This is a genomic window from Bacillus sp. B-jedd (genome assembly GCF_000821085.1).
GTDB lineage: Bacteria > Bacillota > Bacilli > Bacillales > Cytobacillaceae > Bacillus_D.
Genome location: NZ_CCXR01000001.1, coordinates 1312455 through 1328330 on the forward strand (window position 1 = coordinate 1312455; position 15876 = coordinate 1328330).

15 protein-coding genes are annotated in these 15876 nt (G+C 44.9%); 12 read left to right on the plus strand and 3 right to left on the minus strand.

Annotation, left to right across the window (positions count from 1 at the left end; translation table 11 throughout):
- Positions 1-192: 192 nt before the first annotated feature.
- Positions 193-507, plus strand: coding sequence for a hypothetical protein (locus BN1002_RS06455; protein WP_048824195.1), 315 nt, complete (start codon positions 193-195; stop codon positions 505-507).
- 72 nt (positions 508-579) lie between these two features.
- On the opposite strand, the gene BN1002_RS06460 is transcribed toward BN1002_RS06455, so the two are convergent.
- A complete protein-coding gene (locus BN1002_RS06460) occupies positions 580-990 on the minus strand; it encodes a hypothetical protein (RefSeq protein WP_048824196.1) in 411 nt (136 codons plus the stop codon).
- Positions 991-1238: 248 nt separating this feature from the next.
- Between BN1002_RS06460 and BN1002_RS06465 the strand changes: the two genes are divergently transcribed.
- The 9 genes from BN1002_RS06465 (at position 1239) to BN1002_RS06505 (ending at position 11091) form a co-directional block, all read left to right on the plus strand.
- On the plus strand, positions 1239-3785 hold the full coding sequence (locus tag BN1002_RS06465; protein ID WP_048824197.1) for a sensor histidine kinase: 2547 nt from the start codon (positions 1239-1241) through the stop codon (positions 3783-3785).
- Positions 3775-4467 carry a response regulator transcription factor gene (locus tag BN1002_RS06470; protein ID WP_048824198.1) on the plus strand — a complete coding sequence of 231 codons (693 nt, stop codon included), beginning with the start codon at positions 3775-3777 and terminating at the stop codon, positions 4465-4467. Before BN1002_RS06465 ends, BN1002_RS06470 begins: the two co-directional genes overlap by 11 nt.
- A 177-nt stretch (positions 4468-4644) precedes the next feature.
- Positions 4645-6183 carry an FAD-dependent oxidoreductase gene (locus BN1002_RS06475; RefSeq protein ID WP_048824199.1) on the plus strand — a complete coding sequence of 513 codons (1539 nt, stop codon included), beginning with the start codon at positions 4645-4647 and terminating at the stop codon, positions 6181-6183.
- 21 nt (positions 6184-6204) lie between these two features.
- Positions 6205-6663: a cytochrome c3 family protein gene (locus BN1002_RS06480; protein ID WP_048824200.1), complete on the plus strand. Its 459-nt coding sequence runs from the start codon at positions 6205-6207 to the stop codon at positions 6661-6663.
- 18 nt (positions 6664-6681) lie between these two features.
- On the plus strand, positions 6682-7275 hold the full coding sequence (locus tag BN1002_RS06485) for a cytochrome c3 family protein (RefSeq protein WP_048824201.1): 594 nt from the start codon (positions 6682-6684) through the stop codon (positions 7273-7275).
- A 45-nt stretch (positions 7276-7320) separates the two neighbouring features.
- Positions 7321-8850 carry an FAD-dependent oxidoreductase gene (locus BN1002_RS06490; RefSeq protein WP_048824202.1) on the plus strand — a complete coding sequence of 510 codons (1530 nt, stop codon included), beginning with the start codon at positions 7321-7323 and terminating at the stop codon, positions 8848-8850.
- Positions 8851-8871: 21 nt separating this feature from the next.
- Positions 8872-9066, plus strand: coding sequence for a twin-arginine translocase TatA/TatE family subunit (gene tatA, locus BN1002_RS06495; RefSeq protein ID WP_048824203.1), 195 nt, complete (start codon positions 8872-8874; stop codon positions 9064-9066).
- Positions 9067-9234: 168 nt separating this feature from the next.
- Entirely contained in the window at positions 9235-10284 is a 1050-nt protein-coding gene (allD, locus tag BN1002_RS06500; protein WP_048824204.1) for an ureidoglycolate dehydrogenase, read from the plus strand.
- Between the two features lie 192 nt (positions 10285-10476).
- On the plus strand, positions 10477-11091 hold the full coding sequence (locus BN1002_RS06505; protein WP_048824205.1) for a GntR family transcriptional regulator: 615 nt from the start codon (positions 10477-10479) through the stop codon (positions 11089-11091).
- Between the two features lie 58 nt (positions 11092-11149).
- Here the strand turns inward: BN1002_RS06505 and BN1002_RS06510 are convergent, their stop codons facing one another.
- Positions 11150-12715, minus strand: a complete 1566-nt coding sequence (locus tag BN1002_RS06510; RefSeq protein ID WP_048824206.1) for an ABC transporter permease/substrate-binding protein — start codon at positions 12713-12715, stop codon at positions 11150-11152.
- Positions 12715-13839, minus strand: a complete 1125-nt coding sequence (locus BN1002_RS06515) for an ABC transporter ATP-binding protein (protein WP_048824207.1) — start codon at positions 13837-13839, stop codon at positions 12715-12717. The genes BN1002_RS06510 and BN1002_RS06515 overlap by 1 nt, the downstream gene beginning before the upstream one ends.
- A gap of 199 nt (positions 13840-14038) precedes the next feature.
- Between BN1002_RS06515 and BN1002_RS06520 the strand changes: the two genes are divergently transcribed.
- Both BN1002_RS06520 and BN1002_RS06525 read left to right on the plus strand, forming a co-directional pair.
- Entirely contained in the window at positions 14039-14716 is a 678-nt protein-coding gene (locus BN1002_RS06520) for a lysozyme family protein (RefSeq protein WP_331386300.1), read from the plus strand.
- Between the two features lie 223 nt (positions 14717-14939).
- Positions 14940-15644 carry a DUF421 domain-containing protein gene (locus tag BN1002_RS06525; RefSeq protein WP_048827796.1) on the plus strand — a complete coding sequence of 235 codons (705 nt, stop codon included), beginning with the start codon at positions 14940-14942 and terminating at the stop codon, positions 15642-15644.
- Positions 15645-15876 lie beyond the last annotated feature (232 nt).

Consider the following 15876-nt stretch of genomic DNA (forward strand, 5'->3'; position numbering starts at 1 on the left):
ACAGCTTCATTAGGGCAAATATTTTTTGGGATACTCACTTGTCATTTTAACTCATCAGAAAATAAATAAAGCAATCAAAGAGGAAATTTCCTATATTTGTCGAATTATTCCAAATGGGAAACGAGCAACCTAAATGAAATCCTATCTTTTTTCAGAACCAAACATTTTCATTGTTCTTCGAAGGAGAAATTTATGAGGAAAATTGAATTTTGGCTATGGGCGTTATTGACAGCCGCGCTCGAACTTCTATTTGCGTATTCGATCTATAAGCTTTTGCTTGAAAGGGGCTATGTTTATACATTCCGGATCCCGGTCCATACCGGTTTCATGTCTTTTCCGTTCATTTTACTGTTTTGCTCGACAGTTTTCCTGGCTGTGACGCTCGGAGTCTTCAGGAAGGAGAGCGGTGAAAGCGAAACACTCGGCCAATATTTTGCGTCGTATTTTAGACACCCCATTCCAGTCGGTTCACTCTGCCTTTTTGCGGGGACGTTTTTGTTTTTATAAGTTTTATCGGGCATAACGCTAACCGAGGCCAATCAGTTTTACAAATGACAAAGCCATCCTTCGGGAATGGCTTTACTTTTTCTCCGCGATATAATCCAGCATCATTTTTGCGTGCTTTGCTTGCCCGGCGATGGTAGAGTACTTATAATTTGAGGTCTGATAGTCTTTCCGATATATTTCCGGCATACTGAGCAGTTGCTGATAGCTTTCTCTTACACTTTCTTCGGCATTTACAGGAATTTTAAGGGCTTGAATGTCATTTTCGAACTTAGTATATATTTCTTCCATTTCTTTAGGTGATGGCCTGTCGGTTATGTTCTCAAGACGTTCATAAAATTTCCGGTAGGGCTTCTCCATCTCCCCAAGATATTCCTCGTATGAGTGCGCTTTCCCCAAAGTACTTCCAGTATAGAGGGTCACCCCGGTGATGACGAAAACTATGAAGAATACCCATTTTGATTTTATACTGCGAGTCGACATCATTCCGGCCACTCCTTCTTTTAGGGGAACTCCCTCTCTTTCAAGTCTTATCAGGCTTTAAGACTCGTAGTAATGAAGGATTCACCTTATTATAAACCGCGCGTTCTTTCGGCATCAGCCAAAACTTCTACGATATTATGAAACTTTGTAGAAAAGTGTCGAAATCTGTTCACGGAAACAGCCATCAACCTTTTTTGTAATCATTTACACTGTTTATGTAAGGATTAACATTTGAGAGAAGGACCTTAGCGATGGATAAAAATCAACCATTAAAAAGACAGCTGGCTTTCATATTTTTATTTCTCTCGCTAGTTCCAATTTGTATATTGGGAGTTTTTCATGGCAATGGGATCAGTGAGGAAATATCCCAATCTTCCAGAAGCCAGAAATATGCAGCCCAGAGGCTAAGTGAAGTAGTCGAAACTTACGTAGGCTTTCATATAAATTATATTGAATCGATCAGCTATAATATTTCCCGCATGAAAATGTTAGATCAAAAGAGCATGACAATACTCCTGGAAGGGGCAAAAACCAAACTCCCGGGCTTTATGGAACTCTATGTTGGCGATAAAGATGGAAAGATTGTTGCCTCCTATCTTGAAGGAGGAGTAATTGGTGAGCTGAAGGTTGGGGCCGATGTCAGTTCACGTGATCATTTCAAGAGCGTCAAACAGGGGGAAAAGACGATTATAACCCCGATTCTTGTAGGCCGGCATACGAAGACTCCGATGATTTTAATTGCCTCCCCATTGAAAAAGCAAGGGGAATTTAACGGATACGTTCTCGGCATGCTTGATTTGTCTGCCTTAACCAATACCATTACGGATTATGATTATGGGAAAGGTGCATATCCCGTTGTGGTGGATCAGGAACAAAAAATCATTTATCATCCCGGCCAGCAAGTGATTACGAAAAACTATGACGTTCAGATGTTCAAAAATAAATACAATCTAGAAGGCAGCCAGACAGGCGAAGGGAAGTATTACTCCTCAGTGTATCAAAGGCCGGAGTTTATGAGTTATGAGAAAATAAATTCACTAAACTGGCATGTTTTTGTTTCAAGACCTGTTTCAATCATGAATGAAGGCTATAAACAGGCTATTTATCTTCTAGGGGCGGTCTTGTTGTTTACACTGCTTCTGACCCAATTCCTGGCCATGCGGCTTTCAAAGAAAATGCTTGGCCCAGTCGGGGTCCTAATGGATTACTCTGCCGCGCTCGAACAAAAATCGTTTACACTCGACCAGTTTGAAAAAATACAACTGAAGAATGCGGCAAAGGAATATAATTTGCTCCTTCATCGTTTTTATGAAATGGGCAAAAACATCTTTAAAAACAGAGAGGACCTCCTGAAGCTGAATCGGGAACTTGAGCAAAGAGTGGAAGAACGGACAGAGGGGCTGAGGATAAAAAATTCCCAACTCGAATTGATTAACGAAATGATTGAGTACCAAATGCCTCAAGGAGAGACAGAGGCGTTCCTGCAAAACTCGCTTGAAAAGCTGTCGGGTTATTTGGGGATATCGGTTTATTTTGAAAAAGATAAAACCGAAGGCTGTGACTGGGAAAAGACCGACAGTGCAGCTGATGTCTCCTTTGCGGGCAAGATTCTGGGCAGATTGGTCTTTGAACGATGTCTGGACGAAACTGCCAGAGATTTTGTAAGTGTCTATTCCCGGTCGCTCGGAATCATCCTGTACAATCATTATTTGATGAACAATCTAAGCAGGCACAATGAAGTACTTAAAACCGTTACTGAGAATATGAATGATGGTTTTGCCTTGCTGGACAGGGATTACGGCATTACCTATTCCAATGGATTATTTGCCAATACCCTCCGGTTGGCCGGTACCTCTTTGACGGGATTGGATGTCATAGATTTATCCGTACGAATACCTTTTAGCAAAATCTCCATGAAAGACGATTTTTTAACGATTATGGAGGAAGATTGCCTTGAAGTCGTCTTTGCAATTAGTACGGAAGCAGGAGAACGGCATTTATCGATGGCAAAATTCCTGCTCCATGAGGAGGATGAAAAATTCGGTTTTGGGATTGTCCTAAGGGATATGACGAAGGAGAAAGAAATCGAGGAACTAAAAAACAGGTTGATTTCTTTTACTTCCCACGAATATAAAACGCCTATTACAACATTGAAAGGCAGTATTGAAACGCTCCTCCGAAAAGATGTTCAATGGGATGTAGACTTTATTGAAGAACTTTTGCGCGGCATGGAGGATGATGTCAAGCGGCTTGAACAGCTGACAAGTGATTGGCTTGATATTGTGAAAATAGATTCGAACGCGTTAGTGCTTATTAAAGAAAAAACGAGGATAGGGACGTTCATTGAGGGCGTGCTTCAGGGATTGAAGAAGCCTCCGTTTACCGAAGCGGAAATTATTTATAAAGTTCGGCCAGAGGCCAACCCTGTTGTTTCATTTGATTTGAAAAGATTGGAACAAGTCATAAGGAATATCATCACAAATGCCATTAGGTATTCCAATGGAAAGCCCAGGATCGAAATTTCCATACATGAAGGTAAGGATGCCATATACCTCGATTTCTGTGACAACGGCATCGGTATAGCCAAGGAAAACCTGCAGAAAATTTTTGACAAGTTTTTTCATGTTGATGCAAGCCGGACGAGAAAATCTGGCGGGACAGGGCTCGGATTGGCTATTTGCAAGGGAATTGTCGATGCGCACGGTTGGGAACTGTACGTCCAAAGCGAGTTGTCGGCCGGCAGCAAATTTACGGTTAAAATACCAAATGACAGGCAGGTGGAAGATCATGAAGCATAAAATAGTGATGGTTGACGATGAAGCGAAAATCCTTAGGTTTGTGTCTGCGAATCTTAGGGCGCAAGGCTATACTGTACACACTTTTGCAGATGGACGGCCAATGCTCGAGGAGTATGACGCTTTAATGCCGGATTTGGTTTTGCTTGATATCCTCATGCCGGAAATGGACGGTTTTGAGGTTCTTGAGGCTTTGCGGGGATTCACTGATGTCCCGGTCATCATGCTTTCCGCATGCCATGACGCAAACGATAAAATCACCGCGCTGGATCTCGGATCCGATGATTATATGACCAAGCCATTTACCCTTGAGGAACTTTATGCGAGAATCCGGGCAGTCCTGAGACGGACAGCCAGGACCGCGCCGTTGCAATCTGTCAGTAAAACATGCAAAGTTCAGAACCTCGAAATTGATTACTCGAAGCTTCGAATATTTGTGGATGGAAAAGAAGCGAACGTGACAAACACGGAGTATAAACTATTTGCCCTTCTTTCTTCAAACAGGGGAAAAGTACTGACACACGAAGAAATTCTTAGCCAAATATGGGGTCCTGAATACCGGAATGATATTGATTATCTTCGTGTCGCCATCGCGCGTCTTCGGCAGAAGCTGAGGAAAGCGAATGGTGAGAATAAAATTGAGTACATTACAACCTACCCGGGAGTAGGGTATATGATTGAGTAAGATAATACTATTTTTACTTTGAAAACACAGTCAATCAGACTGTGTTTTTGTCAGTTTTATGACTGATATACTTTTGTAATATTTCTCTGAATCCGTGTTATGGGGATGTAATTGAATGTCTTTTAGAATGTGGGTGTAGGAATTTTTGTGAACATAATCACAAGAGGAGTGTTAAACATGAAGGGTAAAACTACACGCCTTGAATTGTTAAAGGTTGGGGCTGTGGCAATGGGCGTCCTGGCAACTGGGGGTCTGATACCGGTTAGTGTCCTTGGGAAAGGGAGCAAGAAAAAAGAGAACTCCACCCATGACTACGCATTCGATGAAATGTTTGATGTCATCGTCATCGGAAGCGGGCTTGCCGGAACAATTGCGGCGCTGACTGCCGCTGAAAAAGGTGCCAAAGTGGCGCTGCTTGAAAAGATGGATTACCTCGGTGGAAGCTCATTGAAGCAAGAGTTCCACTTTTCCTTGGCGGGGAGCGCAGAACAGAAAAAGAAGGGAATCGAGGACAGTATAGAACTCCTGGTCGGCGATATGCAAAAGATTGGTGAGAACTACGGCCAACCTGGCCTCGCCACTGAAATGGCGAAGCGCTCCGGGGAGCTTTACAAGCTATTAACTGGACTCGGTGTCTCCTTCGGGGAACTGAAGCAATTGAGAGGGCATTCTGTTGCAAGAACGTTATGGCTTGAGGATGGCGGTAAAAAAGTCATGGCTAAGCTGCATGCGAAATTGAATGGCAAATGCGAGATCAGGAAGAAGTGCAAGGCGGAGGAAGTGCTTTTCGATAATGCTGGCAGGGCGGTAGGCGTCAGAGTCCGCGAACAATATACGGTGACCGGCAAGCATGACGATGATTTCATTAATGTCTCGGGTACAGCAAAGGTTTACGGCGTTAAAAAAGCGATTATTCTTGCCAATGGCGGCTATGCCTTTGATAAACAGTTTATCGAGGGGGAGGCTAAATATTTTGGCAAAATGTCGGAAACATCGCCGGGACTTCATCCGGGAGCAACGGCTGGCCTTTTAAAGTCACTCATTAAAAAAGGAGTCCATCCGGTAAATACAGCACTTTACCATTTTTCCTATCCGCTTTACGAACGCGATTATTATTATGGGATGATGACTGACGCAGCGGGTATCAGGCTCACGGATGAGGGAAATCCGAATAAATTCGGCCGCATTTCGTTCAAGTCGAAAAATAAGAATAGCGGCAAGCCGCCGGTGTGCATTTTTGACCAGACAGGCTTTGAAAATATGAGCGACAAGAAAAGGCGGGACCGTGCGCTGACGGAAGGTAAACTTAAAAAATTCGAGACGATTCCTGAACTTGCTTCACACTTTGGACTTCCCGAAGCCGCGCTTGCACAGACAATTGCCGACTACCACAAAACGATTGAAGCCGGCAAAGATGAAATCACCATGAAAATGCTCGATGGATTAAAAGGGGCAGCCGTCAAAAAGGCTCCTTTTTACGCAATTGAAATAGTGCCTGAAATGAACAGCACAACCGGAGGGGTTAAGGTGGACAAAAAAGCCATGGTCATCCGGATGGCGGACGGTAAACCAATCAAGGGATTGTTTGCCGCCGGTGAAGTGGCCGGAGGCATCCATGGCGGCCAAATCCTTGAAGGAACCTGTGTTGCCAGCTGCGGTACTTATGGAATAATCGCCGGGGAACAGGCAGTGAAAATGGAACCTGTACTTACTTGATAAGCTGGGAGTGAACAGAAAGTGAAAAAATTATTGATTGTCATCGGCCTTCTTCTGCTGGCGGGAGCAGGGTTTGTATATGAAGGGATCAACGCCAAGGAAAAAAGCGAAAAAACGGATGTCTCCTTTTCGAAAACAACCATTTCCGCGGAAAAAATGGCTGAGCTGGAGAAAAAGCATCCTTCAAAAAATTACGCCCATAAAAAGCTAGGATTTGATTGCGTGGCTTGCCATGGGGATTTTAAGGATACAAAGGAAATTAAGCCGCTTGGAAAGGAAGAATGCTTGGCTTGCCATGGCGACTACAAGAAAGTAGCGAAGCGCACTTCCCATCTCGATAAAAATGAAGTGAATCCGCATAACGGGTTCCACCATAAAGATAATCTGGACTGTGCTGATTGCCATAAAGAACACAAACCATCAGTGAATTATTGCGCGAACTGCCATGATACGAAGGTCTGGATGAAAGACACTCCGTAGAGAAAGGGTGCTGGATGAATGAAAGAGAAAAAAGGTTTACTAGCGAAAATAAATTCAAAGGCCGGCTTCATTGCGGCTATTCTGCTTACGGCTTTTCTAACCATTGTGGTTGCATTTTTCTCGTCAGACGTGATTCATGCTACAGGGACTCCAGAATTTTGCGGGAGCTGCCATGAGATGGACACCTTCGTAAAGGCGTATGAGCGGGATATCCACGGAGGAGCAAACCGGGCCGGCATCAAAGCGGATTGCGCGACTTGTCACTTGCCACAGGATTCAACACTGGATTATATGGCAACCAAGGTTGTCAGCGGGGCAAAGGAAGTAAAATCTCACTTTGTTGGAAGTTATTCTAAAAAGGAATACTACGAAAATCTTAAAAACCGGGAAGAGTTTGTTTATTCAAGTGGATGCATCTCCTGCCATAAAGAAGTTGACAGTGGAAAGCTGAAATCTGACAATGCCAAAGCACAGAAAATGCATACGTATTACCGGAGCAAAAAAGGAACGAGCAGGGCGATTGAATGTGCTTCCTGCCATATCGATGTAGGCCATAACGGCGAGCTGCCCCAAGCATTGAGTGATTTGGAAAATCTTTCGAACGAAAAGTGATTGTCTAAAATGTACTTAAAGAATGAGTTAAAAGGAGGAACCTTCATGGATCGCAGGACCTTTTTGAAAGCAGGCGCAGCCTCTGCGGCAGTTACGGCCCTATCGGTATCAAGTCTGGCGCCGCTCGTGGAAGCGGAAGAGAACGATGAAGTTGAGTTTGATGAAGTATTTGATGTCATTGTAGTCGGTAGCGGGCTCGCTGGTACTACCTCGGCCATAACCGCTGCTGAACAAGGAAACAAAGTTTTGGTTGTAGATAAAATGAATATCCTCGGAGGAACATCATTAATCAGCGGTTTGAATTTTTCCTGTGTCGGAAGCGATGAGCAAAAGGCAGCGGGAATTGAAGACAGCTATGAACTGATGGCCCAGGATATGCGGAAGGTTTCCGATGATTATGGCGATCCGGACCTCGCGCTGACTGTCGCGAAAATGACGACGCGTTTCTATCATTTTCTGAAAGGGCGAGGCGTTAAATTCCAGCAGTTCAAGCAATTGGGCGGTCATTCTGTCGCGCGTGCCGTTTGGGCTGGAGGAGGGGCTTATGTCATTCACCCTCTCCATAGCTATGCGGAGCAAAAACTTGCTGGAAACCTGACAATGAGAAAACGCTGCAAGGTGGATGATGTCATCTTCAAAGGCAACCGGGCAGTAGGTGTCAAGGTTAGGGAAAATTACTACTTTGACTTTGAAAATCCTTCCAAGGATGATGAAAAAAATGATACAGGAACCGTAAAATATATCGGTGCGAGGAAAGGGATCGTTTTCGCCAGCGGCGGATATTGCAGGGATAAAAAACTGCTGGGTTCGGAAGCAGGCGTGTTGGAGGAAACAAACAGCGATGCCAATCCGGGAGCACGCTCGGGGACGATGAGGATGCTGATGGGACACGGGGCCCAAGCAATCAACCTTTCACTGTTCCGGCTTGCCTATCCGATCCCGACTGAGGATATTATGTGGGGCATGCTGATCAATCCGGATGGTAAGCGGTTCGTAAATGAATTCGGAAACAGGAATACAATAGGAACCACCATTCTGAAAGAAAAGCAGAAGTACAATGGAAAAGCCCCGCTTCTGATCTATGATCAAACAGGTGCAGATAACTTCCATGATAAACAGCGGTTTGAGCTTAGTATGGAAGCTAAAAATGGCTATGAAGGCACCATGTACAAGTTCAATACGATTGAAGAAATCGCCAAGTTTTTTGATTACGACACCCAAGTACTCAAAAAGGCAGTAAAAGACTATAATGAGTTGCTCGATAGCGGCGTTGATAAGGAGTTTGGCAAGGATTTTTCACAAATGAATGGGGCTGCCCTAAAAAAAGCACCATTTTACGCGATGAGACTGACACCGAAATGTACGTATACTCCAGGTGGAGTGCGAATTGACACTGAAGCTAGGATTATAAACAACATGACTGGAGAACCGTTCGAAGCACTATTTGCAGCTGGGGAAGCAACAGGCGGCGTTCATGGCGCAATGCGTCTGACAGCTTGCTCGGTACCGGATTGCGGAGCATTCGGACTTATTTCCGGAGATAATGTTTCAGCCATGAAACCGATAGAATTATAGGTTGGAGAAGAGGGTAAGTAGATGGCAAACATTGGAATACCTGGGTTAATCATTATTTTGGTTTTAGCGTTAATCGTTTTTGGCCCGAAAAAACTCCCTGAGCTTGGCAGAGCGGTTGGAACGACGTTGAAGGAGTTCAAAAGATCGACGCGGGAATTGACGGATGACATCGTTGATGAAGTGCAGGAAGTAAAAACTGAAATCGAAAAGATGTAGCGAACAGCCCTCCATCAAGTCATTTGTACTTGAGGAGGGTTTTTTTGCTTAAATAAAACGTTCAATTAGCGCTGAGAATTCTTTAGAGACCCGTTTCCAATTTGCCCAATATTTAGAATATGTCTATAATCGGAAGTGCAGTCAACTATACATAACGAGGTGCAAAGGATGAGGGTTACAAAAGAACAGCTTAAGAATTTAATTACAAAAAAACTTCATAAAGCAGGTCTGTCGGAGGAGCATGCTGGCGGGGTCGCGGAAGTACTGGTCCACGCCGATGCCAGGGGCGTGCATTCCCACGGCGCGATGCGGGTCGAATATTATGCTGAAAGGATTTCAAAGGGCGGTACAAATACGAAGCCGGATTTCAAATTCGAGAAAACAGGACCATGTTCCGCTATTTTTGATGGCGATAATGGGGCTGGCCATGTTGCTTCAAAACTCGCAATGGACGAAGCGATCCAAATGGCCAAGGAAAATGGCATTGCCGTTGTCGGAGTAAAAAGAATTGGCCACAGCGGGGCACTTTCCTACTTTGTCCAACAGGCAGTGGAGGCGGACCTAGTCGGCATTTCCGTCTGCCAATCAGACCCGATGGTTGTGCCGTTTGGCGGCGCTGAGCCGTATTACGGAACGAACCCAATTGCTTTCGGCGCGCCAGGGAAGGATGGCGAGCATATTATTTTTGACATGGCAACGACGATCCAGGCATGGGGGAAAATCCTCCATGCACGGTCGAAAAATGAATCAATCCCTGACACATGGGCCGTTGACAGCAACGGCGAGCCGACAACAGACCCTTTCAAGGTGAATGCATTGCTGCCAATCGCCGGGCCAAAGGGCTATGGGCTGATGATGATGGTCGATGTGCTTTCCGGAGTCCTGCTTGGCCTCCCGTTCGGAAACAAGGTCAGTTCCATGTACCATGATTTGACAGAAGGCCGAAACCTCGGCCAGCTTCACATCGTCATTAATCCGGAATTCTTTGCAGGGCTGGGCGTCTTTAAGGACGCGATTGCCCAGTCAATCAAAGATTTAAAAGAAATCAAACCTGCTCCAGGGTTCGATCAGGTCTACTATCCAGGTGAGCCGAACGTACTTACAGAACAGGAGTATGAAAAGAACGGCATTGAAATCGTCGATGACATTTATGAATACCTTGTTTCTGATGTCATCCACAACAATGCATTTGACAACAAAGGAGCTTTTGCAAAATAAACTACCATTTCCAAGAGGGGCGGCCGCTGGCTGCTCTTTTGTTTTTTCTAAAGCCACGGCCTTGAACGGAAGAAAATTCGTACGCATGATATACTAAGATTATTGTTTCCTTCTGCGGGTATTCCCGGTCTCACCAAGGCCGCCAGGATTCCGTCAATCGAAACAGCCATCACCCGACAAAGGAAGATTTCCATGCGAACAAAAATTCCTGTGTATGAACAGATTGCGATTGATATTGCGAACCGCATTTACAATGAAAAATATAAGGTGGGCGAAAAGATACACGGCCGATCGACACTTGCGAGTGAATACAATGTTTCACCGGAAACCGTCCGCAAAGCGATTAAAATCCTGGAAGACGTCGATATTGTTAAATCGGAGAAGGGAGCGGGCGTGGTCATTTCCTCAAGGGAAAACGCGCTGACATACATAAACCGCTTCTCGAATCTTGAAACAGTGAAGGATATGGAGAAGAAACTGAGAAGGATTATGACTGACAGGACCCAGTTGGATCACCAGCTCTTTGAAACGATCGAAAAAATTGTGGATTATTCGGATAAGCTCCGTTACACGAATCCGCTTGTGCCGATAGAAGTGGAGATTGGCGCGGATAGTTCCCAAATCGGCAAAACCATTTCCGACATGAAGTTTTGGCAGAACACCGGCGGGACAATTGTCGGGCTGAAGAGGGAAGGGGAGATCATCATTTCGCCAGGCCCTTATGCGAGTATTGAGGCTGGTGACATCCTGCTCATTATAGGGAACGAAGCGACATATGACCGGGTAATTGATTTTTTGAAAGAATAAAGGGACGGTTCCGTGCCTCCTTCGGGTTTGAAGGAAGCGCTGGAACCGTCCCCTTTGCTTATTCTACCAATCCTTCTTCGATGAGGAAGTCTTTGGCGACTTTCTTTGGTGATTGCTTAAGGCTGTCGACGCGGTAGTTGAGTTCGCGCATTTTTTCGTCTGTGAGCTTTCCTGCGAGCATTTCAAGTGTTTCTTTTAGTTCCGGATGTGCTTTGAGAGTGTCTTCGCGCACTAATGGAACGGCATAATAAGGCGGGAAGAATTGCTTGTCGTCTTCCAATACCTTCAATTTGAATTCTTCAAGGAGGCCATCTGTTGAGAAGGCGTCGATTACATCACTTTCCTTGCTCTTAATGGCCGTATAGCGGAGTCCGCCATCCACCGCGCGGAGGTCGCCGAAGTCCATGTTATACGTTTTGGAGAGCCCTGGCAGCCCGTCGACCCTGTTCGTAAATTCAATCGTCGCACCTACAGTCAGTTCATTGCTGACGGCAGCTAGGTCCGAGAACGTTTCAAGCCCGTATTTGTCGGCTGTATCCTGCCGGACAGCAAGCGTATACGTGTTATTGAAACCAAGCGGCTTCAGCGTTTTAATACCGAATTGTTTTTCGAACTCATCATGGACGGTTTGGAAAACTTCATCCGGATTGTTTGAAACTTCCTTTTTCAAAATAGTGACAAGGCCAGTCCCTGTATATTCAATATACGTATCAACATCGCCTTTTTTCAACGCACTGAATACGACCTGTGTGCCGCCTAGATTCAGCTTGCGCTCAACCTGGATATCTGTTTTGGCTTCAATTAGGTCTGCCGCCATATTGGCGAGAATGACCGATTCCGTAAAGTTTTTGGAGCCAATGGAGATTTTTTCTTTTGCGCCAACCATGTTAAATGCATAAGAAACGCCTATTCCAATGACAAGGATGCCAATCAAGGCAGGAAGGGCGGCTTTTTTTGCAAAGGATGGCTTCGACCTTTTTGATGAAGCGGCCATTTTTGTCGTATAGGATAGCCTTGACTCAAGCCTGCCGACTGCAAAATCAATAAGCAAAGCGAGGATACATGCAGGGATCGCTCCCGCAAGAATCATATTGTTATCAACAGTTGAAACCCCTGAGAAGACCAGGTAGCCAAGCCCGCCCGCTCCGACGAACGCGGCGATGGTCATCAGTCCAACGGCTGTAACAGCTGATATTCTCACACCTGCCATGATGATCGGAAAGGCAAGAGGAAGCTGGATTTTTCGCATGATCTGGCTATTTGTAAGCCCGATTCCGCGAGCCGCCTCAAGAATATCACGATCGATATTCGTCAGCCCGGTATATGTGTTCTTCACAATCGGAAGCAGGGAATACAGAACGACCATGACGATGGCCGGCGTACTGCCGATACCGATAAACGGAATCAGGAAACCAAGCAGCGCCAGGCTTGGAACCGCCTGGACGACGTTTGCAGTCCCGATAACCGGTTTCGAGAAGTTTTGGCTTCTTGAAATGGCAATGCCGAGCGGCACCCCGACGGCGATTGCGATCAGCACGGAAACTACACTCAGATAAATATGCTGGCCAAGCAGGTTGATGATCTGGCCGGTATTATTGGTTACATAATTGACAAAATCATTCATTAAAACGCCACCTCCAGGTCCATTAGCTGGCTGCTTAAGGCAGAAAGGATACTGCTCCTCGTAATCAGCCCCATTAATCGCCCGGTCTCATTTACTACTGGTAAATAGCCAATTCTGTGTTCATTCATTATTTTGAAAACAGTGATCAAATCCATGTCTTCCTGCACGGAATGGATATTCCGCTCCATCACTTCGCCGATGAGCATCGCCCGGTCGGTTACTTTAATGTCCTTCAATGTGACAAGGCCGATAAGCGTTTGGGTATTGTCTGTCACCATCAGGCTGTCTACTTTGTTTTCCTTCATGATTTCAATCGCCTGCAGGACGTTTCGCCGCGGGGAAACCTTTACAGGGTTCGAAATCATAATATCCTCCGCCTTTAAAACTTCTGGATTGTTCCAGACACGCCTCTTGCCAAGGAAGTTCTGGACAAATTCAGATGCCGGATTTTTAAGGATATTTTCAGGCGTATCGTATTGCAGGATTTCCCCATCCTTCAATAGACAGATTTTGTCTGCGATTTTGTACGCTTCATCCATATCATGGGTAACGAAGATAATCGTCTTGTTCAATTCCTTTTGCATATTGAACAATTCTTCCTGAAGGGAACTTCTAGTAACGGGGTCAAGCGCGCTGAAGGGTTCGTCCATTAGGATGATATCGGAGTCTGTTGAAAAGGCGCGTGCAACGCCGACGCGCTGCTGCTGCCCGCCGCTCAATTCCTTCGGGTAGCGGTCAAGGTATTCTTCCGGGTTCAGCCCGACAAGGTTGAGGAGCCGGTCCGTCTTCTCTACTATTGATTCAGGCTTTTCGCCTTTCAGCTTCGGAATCAATTCGAGATTTTCTCGAATCGTCATATGTGGGAACAGGCCGGTACTTTGGATAACGTAACCGATATTCCGGCGTAGTTCAATCGGATCGGTTGAGGAAATGTCTTTCCCGTTAATAAAGATTTTCCCGGATGTTGGCTCAATCAGGCGGTTGACCATTTTTAACAATGTGGTCTTTCCGCAGCCGCTCGGGCCAATAAAAACAACCAGCTGCCCTTCATCAATTTCAAGGTTGAAATTGTGGATGACTGGTTGGCGTTGATACGTTTTCACGATGTTTTCAAACTTGATCATCATAAACCCCCTATTTAATTTAAGAGAAAGAAACAACTTTATAGTAACATATAAGTTGTTTGTTAGGAAAGTATTTTGCAAAATTTCCCGGTTAATAGAGAAGGAACCAGTTGGAGGTTTCAATCTTTCCATGCTAGTTTTCCCGCCTGTTTTTTGTTAATAATAGATAATAGAATACTAGATTTGGGGTTTTTTAAAGATGATGAAGAAACGAAGGAAATCGAGCAGCAGGAAACAGCGCAGAAGGACCGTTCATTTAACGCTCGTCTTTTTTGGAATGCTGGCTGTCTTTTTAATCATTACAGACGAATTTCCGCTGGATAAAAAGCCGGAAATGGTTTTTAAGAGTATACCGTCCGAAAACGTAAAAAAATATACCCCTCTGCTTCATAGGGAGCTAGAGAAAGTCCAGCTTGAAGAATTTACGCCGCTACTTGCCGCGGTGATGCAACAGGAAAGCAAGGGAAAAGGCGGGGATCCGATGCAAGCTTCGGAATCGGCTGGCCTGGCGCCGAATACCATTACAGATCCAGAGCGGAGCATCCAGCAGGGAGTGAAGCATTTCCAGCGCGCCATCCAGTACGGAGAGAAGAAAAATGTCGATCTGCAGACGATTGTCCAAGCATATAATATGGGCCTTGGCTATATCGATTACGTCGCGGATAATGGCGGAGAGCATAAAGAAGAGTTGGCAAAGGAGTTTTCGTCCCTGCAGGTCAAAAAAAATCCCCAGCTTTATAATTGCGGTGGAAATAAAAATAATTTCCGTTATCCGTATTGTTATGGCGATTTTTCATACAGTACCAAAGTTTTCAATAATATCGAACTGTTCGGCAGTGTCCCTGTAAACGGCTCTACAGCGAAGAATGAAAGGTAATAGCACGGGCACACTGCTGCCAGCTGTTTTACCAAAATTGGAATGCAATAGAGATAATGAAGAAATCTAGAAAAATCTCACCTTAGATGAATAAGAATAGCCTCTTCTTGGAAAATTATCAAAAGGGCATGGCGAATAATTAAAGCCAGGCAGCCCGCCAAAAGGGGGAAATTCTCAAGACAGCCATCAGATATTAATGTTGGCTGACGAACAGGAGAGGAAAATGGAAAATCTTCTTATTCCGATTGTGCGCACCGGGGTAAGTTTCATCTTTTTGCTGCTTGTTACACTTGCAATCGGCAAGCATATCAATGCCCATAAAAATCACTATAGTTTTGCTTTATCAGTTACAATAGGATCCTTTATCGCAAACATGGGCTTCCATACAAACATTCCATTCAGGGATATATTTGTTTCTTTTACCGCTTTGATCATTCTTTTCTATGCGTTGCTTTCGATTTCTTCCCGGAGCAGGTCATTAAGATTGTGGTTGTCCGGCAGCCCGACTGTATTAATTGAAAATGGCAAAATACTTGATGAAAATATGAAGAAAATGAAAATCTCAATTGATGATTTGAATCAGCTATTGCGCGAAAAGGGCATCTTTAACATTGAAGAAGTCGAATATGCCTTGCTGGAAGTGAGCGGTACATTATCATTCATTCTTAAAATGCCATACCAGCCCGCAACCAAACAAGATTTAGGCATTTCATCATCATCCCAGCATTTGCCCGTGGAACTGATTATGGATGGGAAAATAATCGCTAAAAATGCAACAGGTCTTTATAACCCGGAATGGATTACGGAGGAATGCAAACGAAGGAATTTACGGTTGGAGGATATTTATTATGCTGTCATTAACACGAATGGACAGTTGTTTTTTGACAAATTCGAAGACAGGCTTTCAAATCCGACAGATGTAGAATAAAGGTTTTGTGATCCTTGATTGTTGATTTCCACTCCGGGGACATGCTTTCCGCGGGGCGAAGCCACTACCTGAATTTGCTTCGTGCAGCTTTGCGACGAGCTGAAGGTTCGCTTCCCCGAATAGTCTGTGGCGCAGGAGCATTTTTTATGGAGCCTCCTCGGCGTCATAGACGCCTGTTTGTCCAGCTGCAGCGCCTAGCCCCTCGAGGTCGCTTCGGTCCCGAATGTGAAGT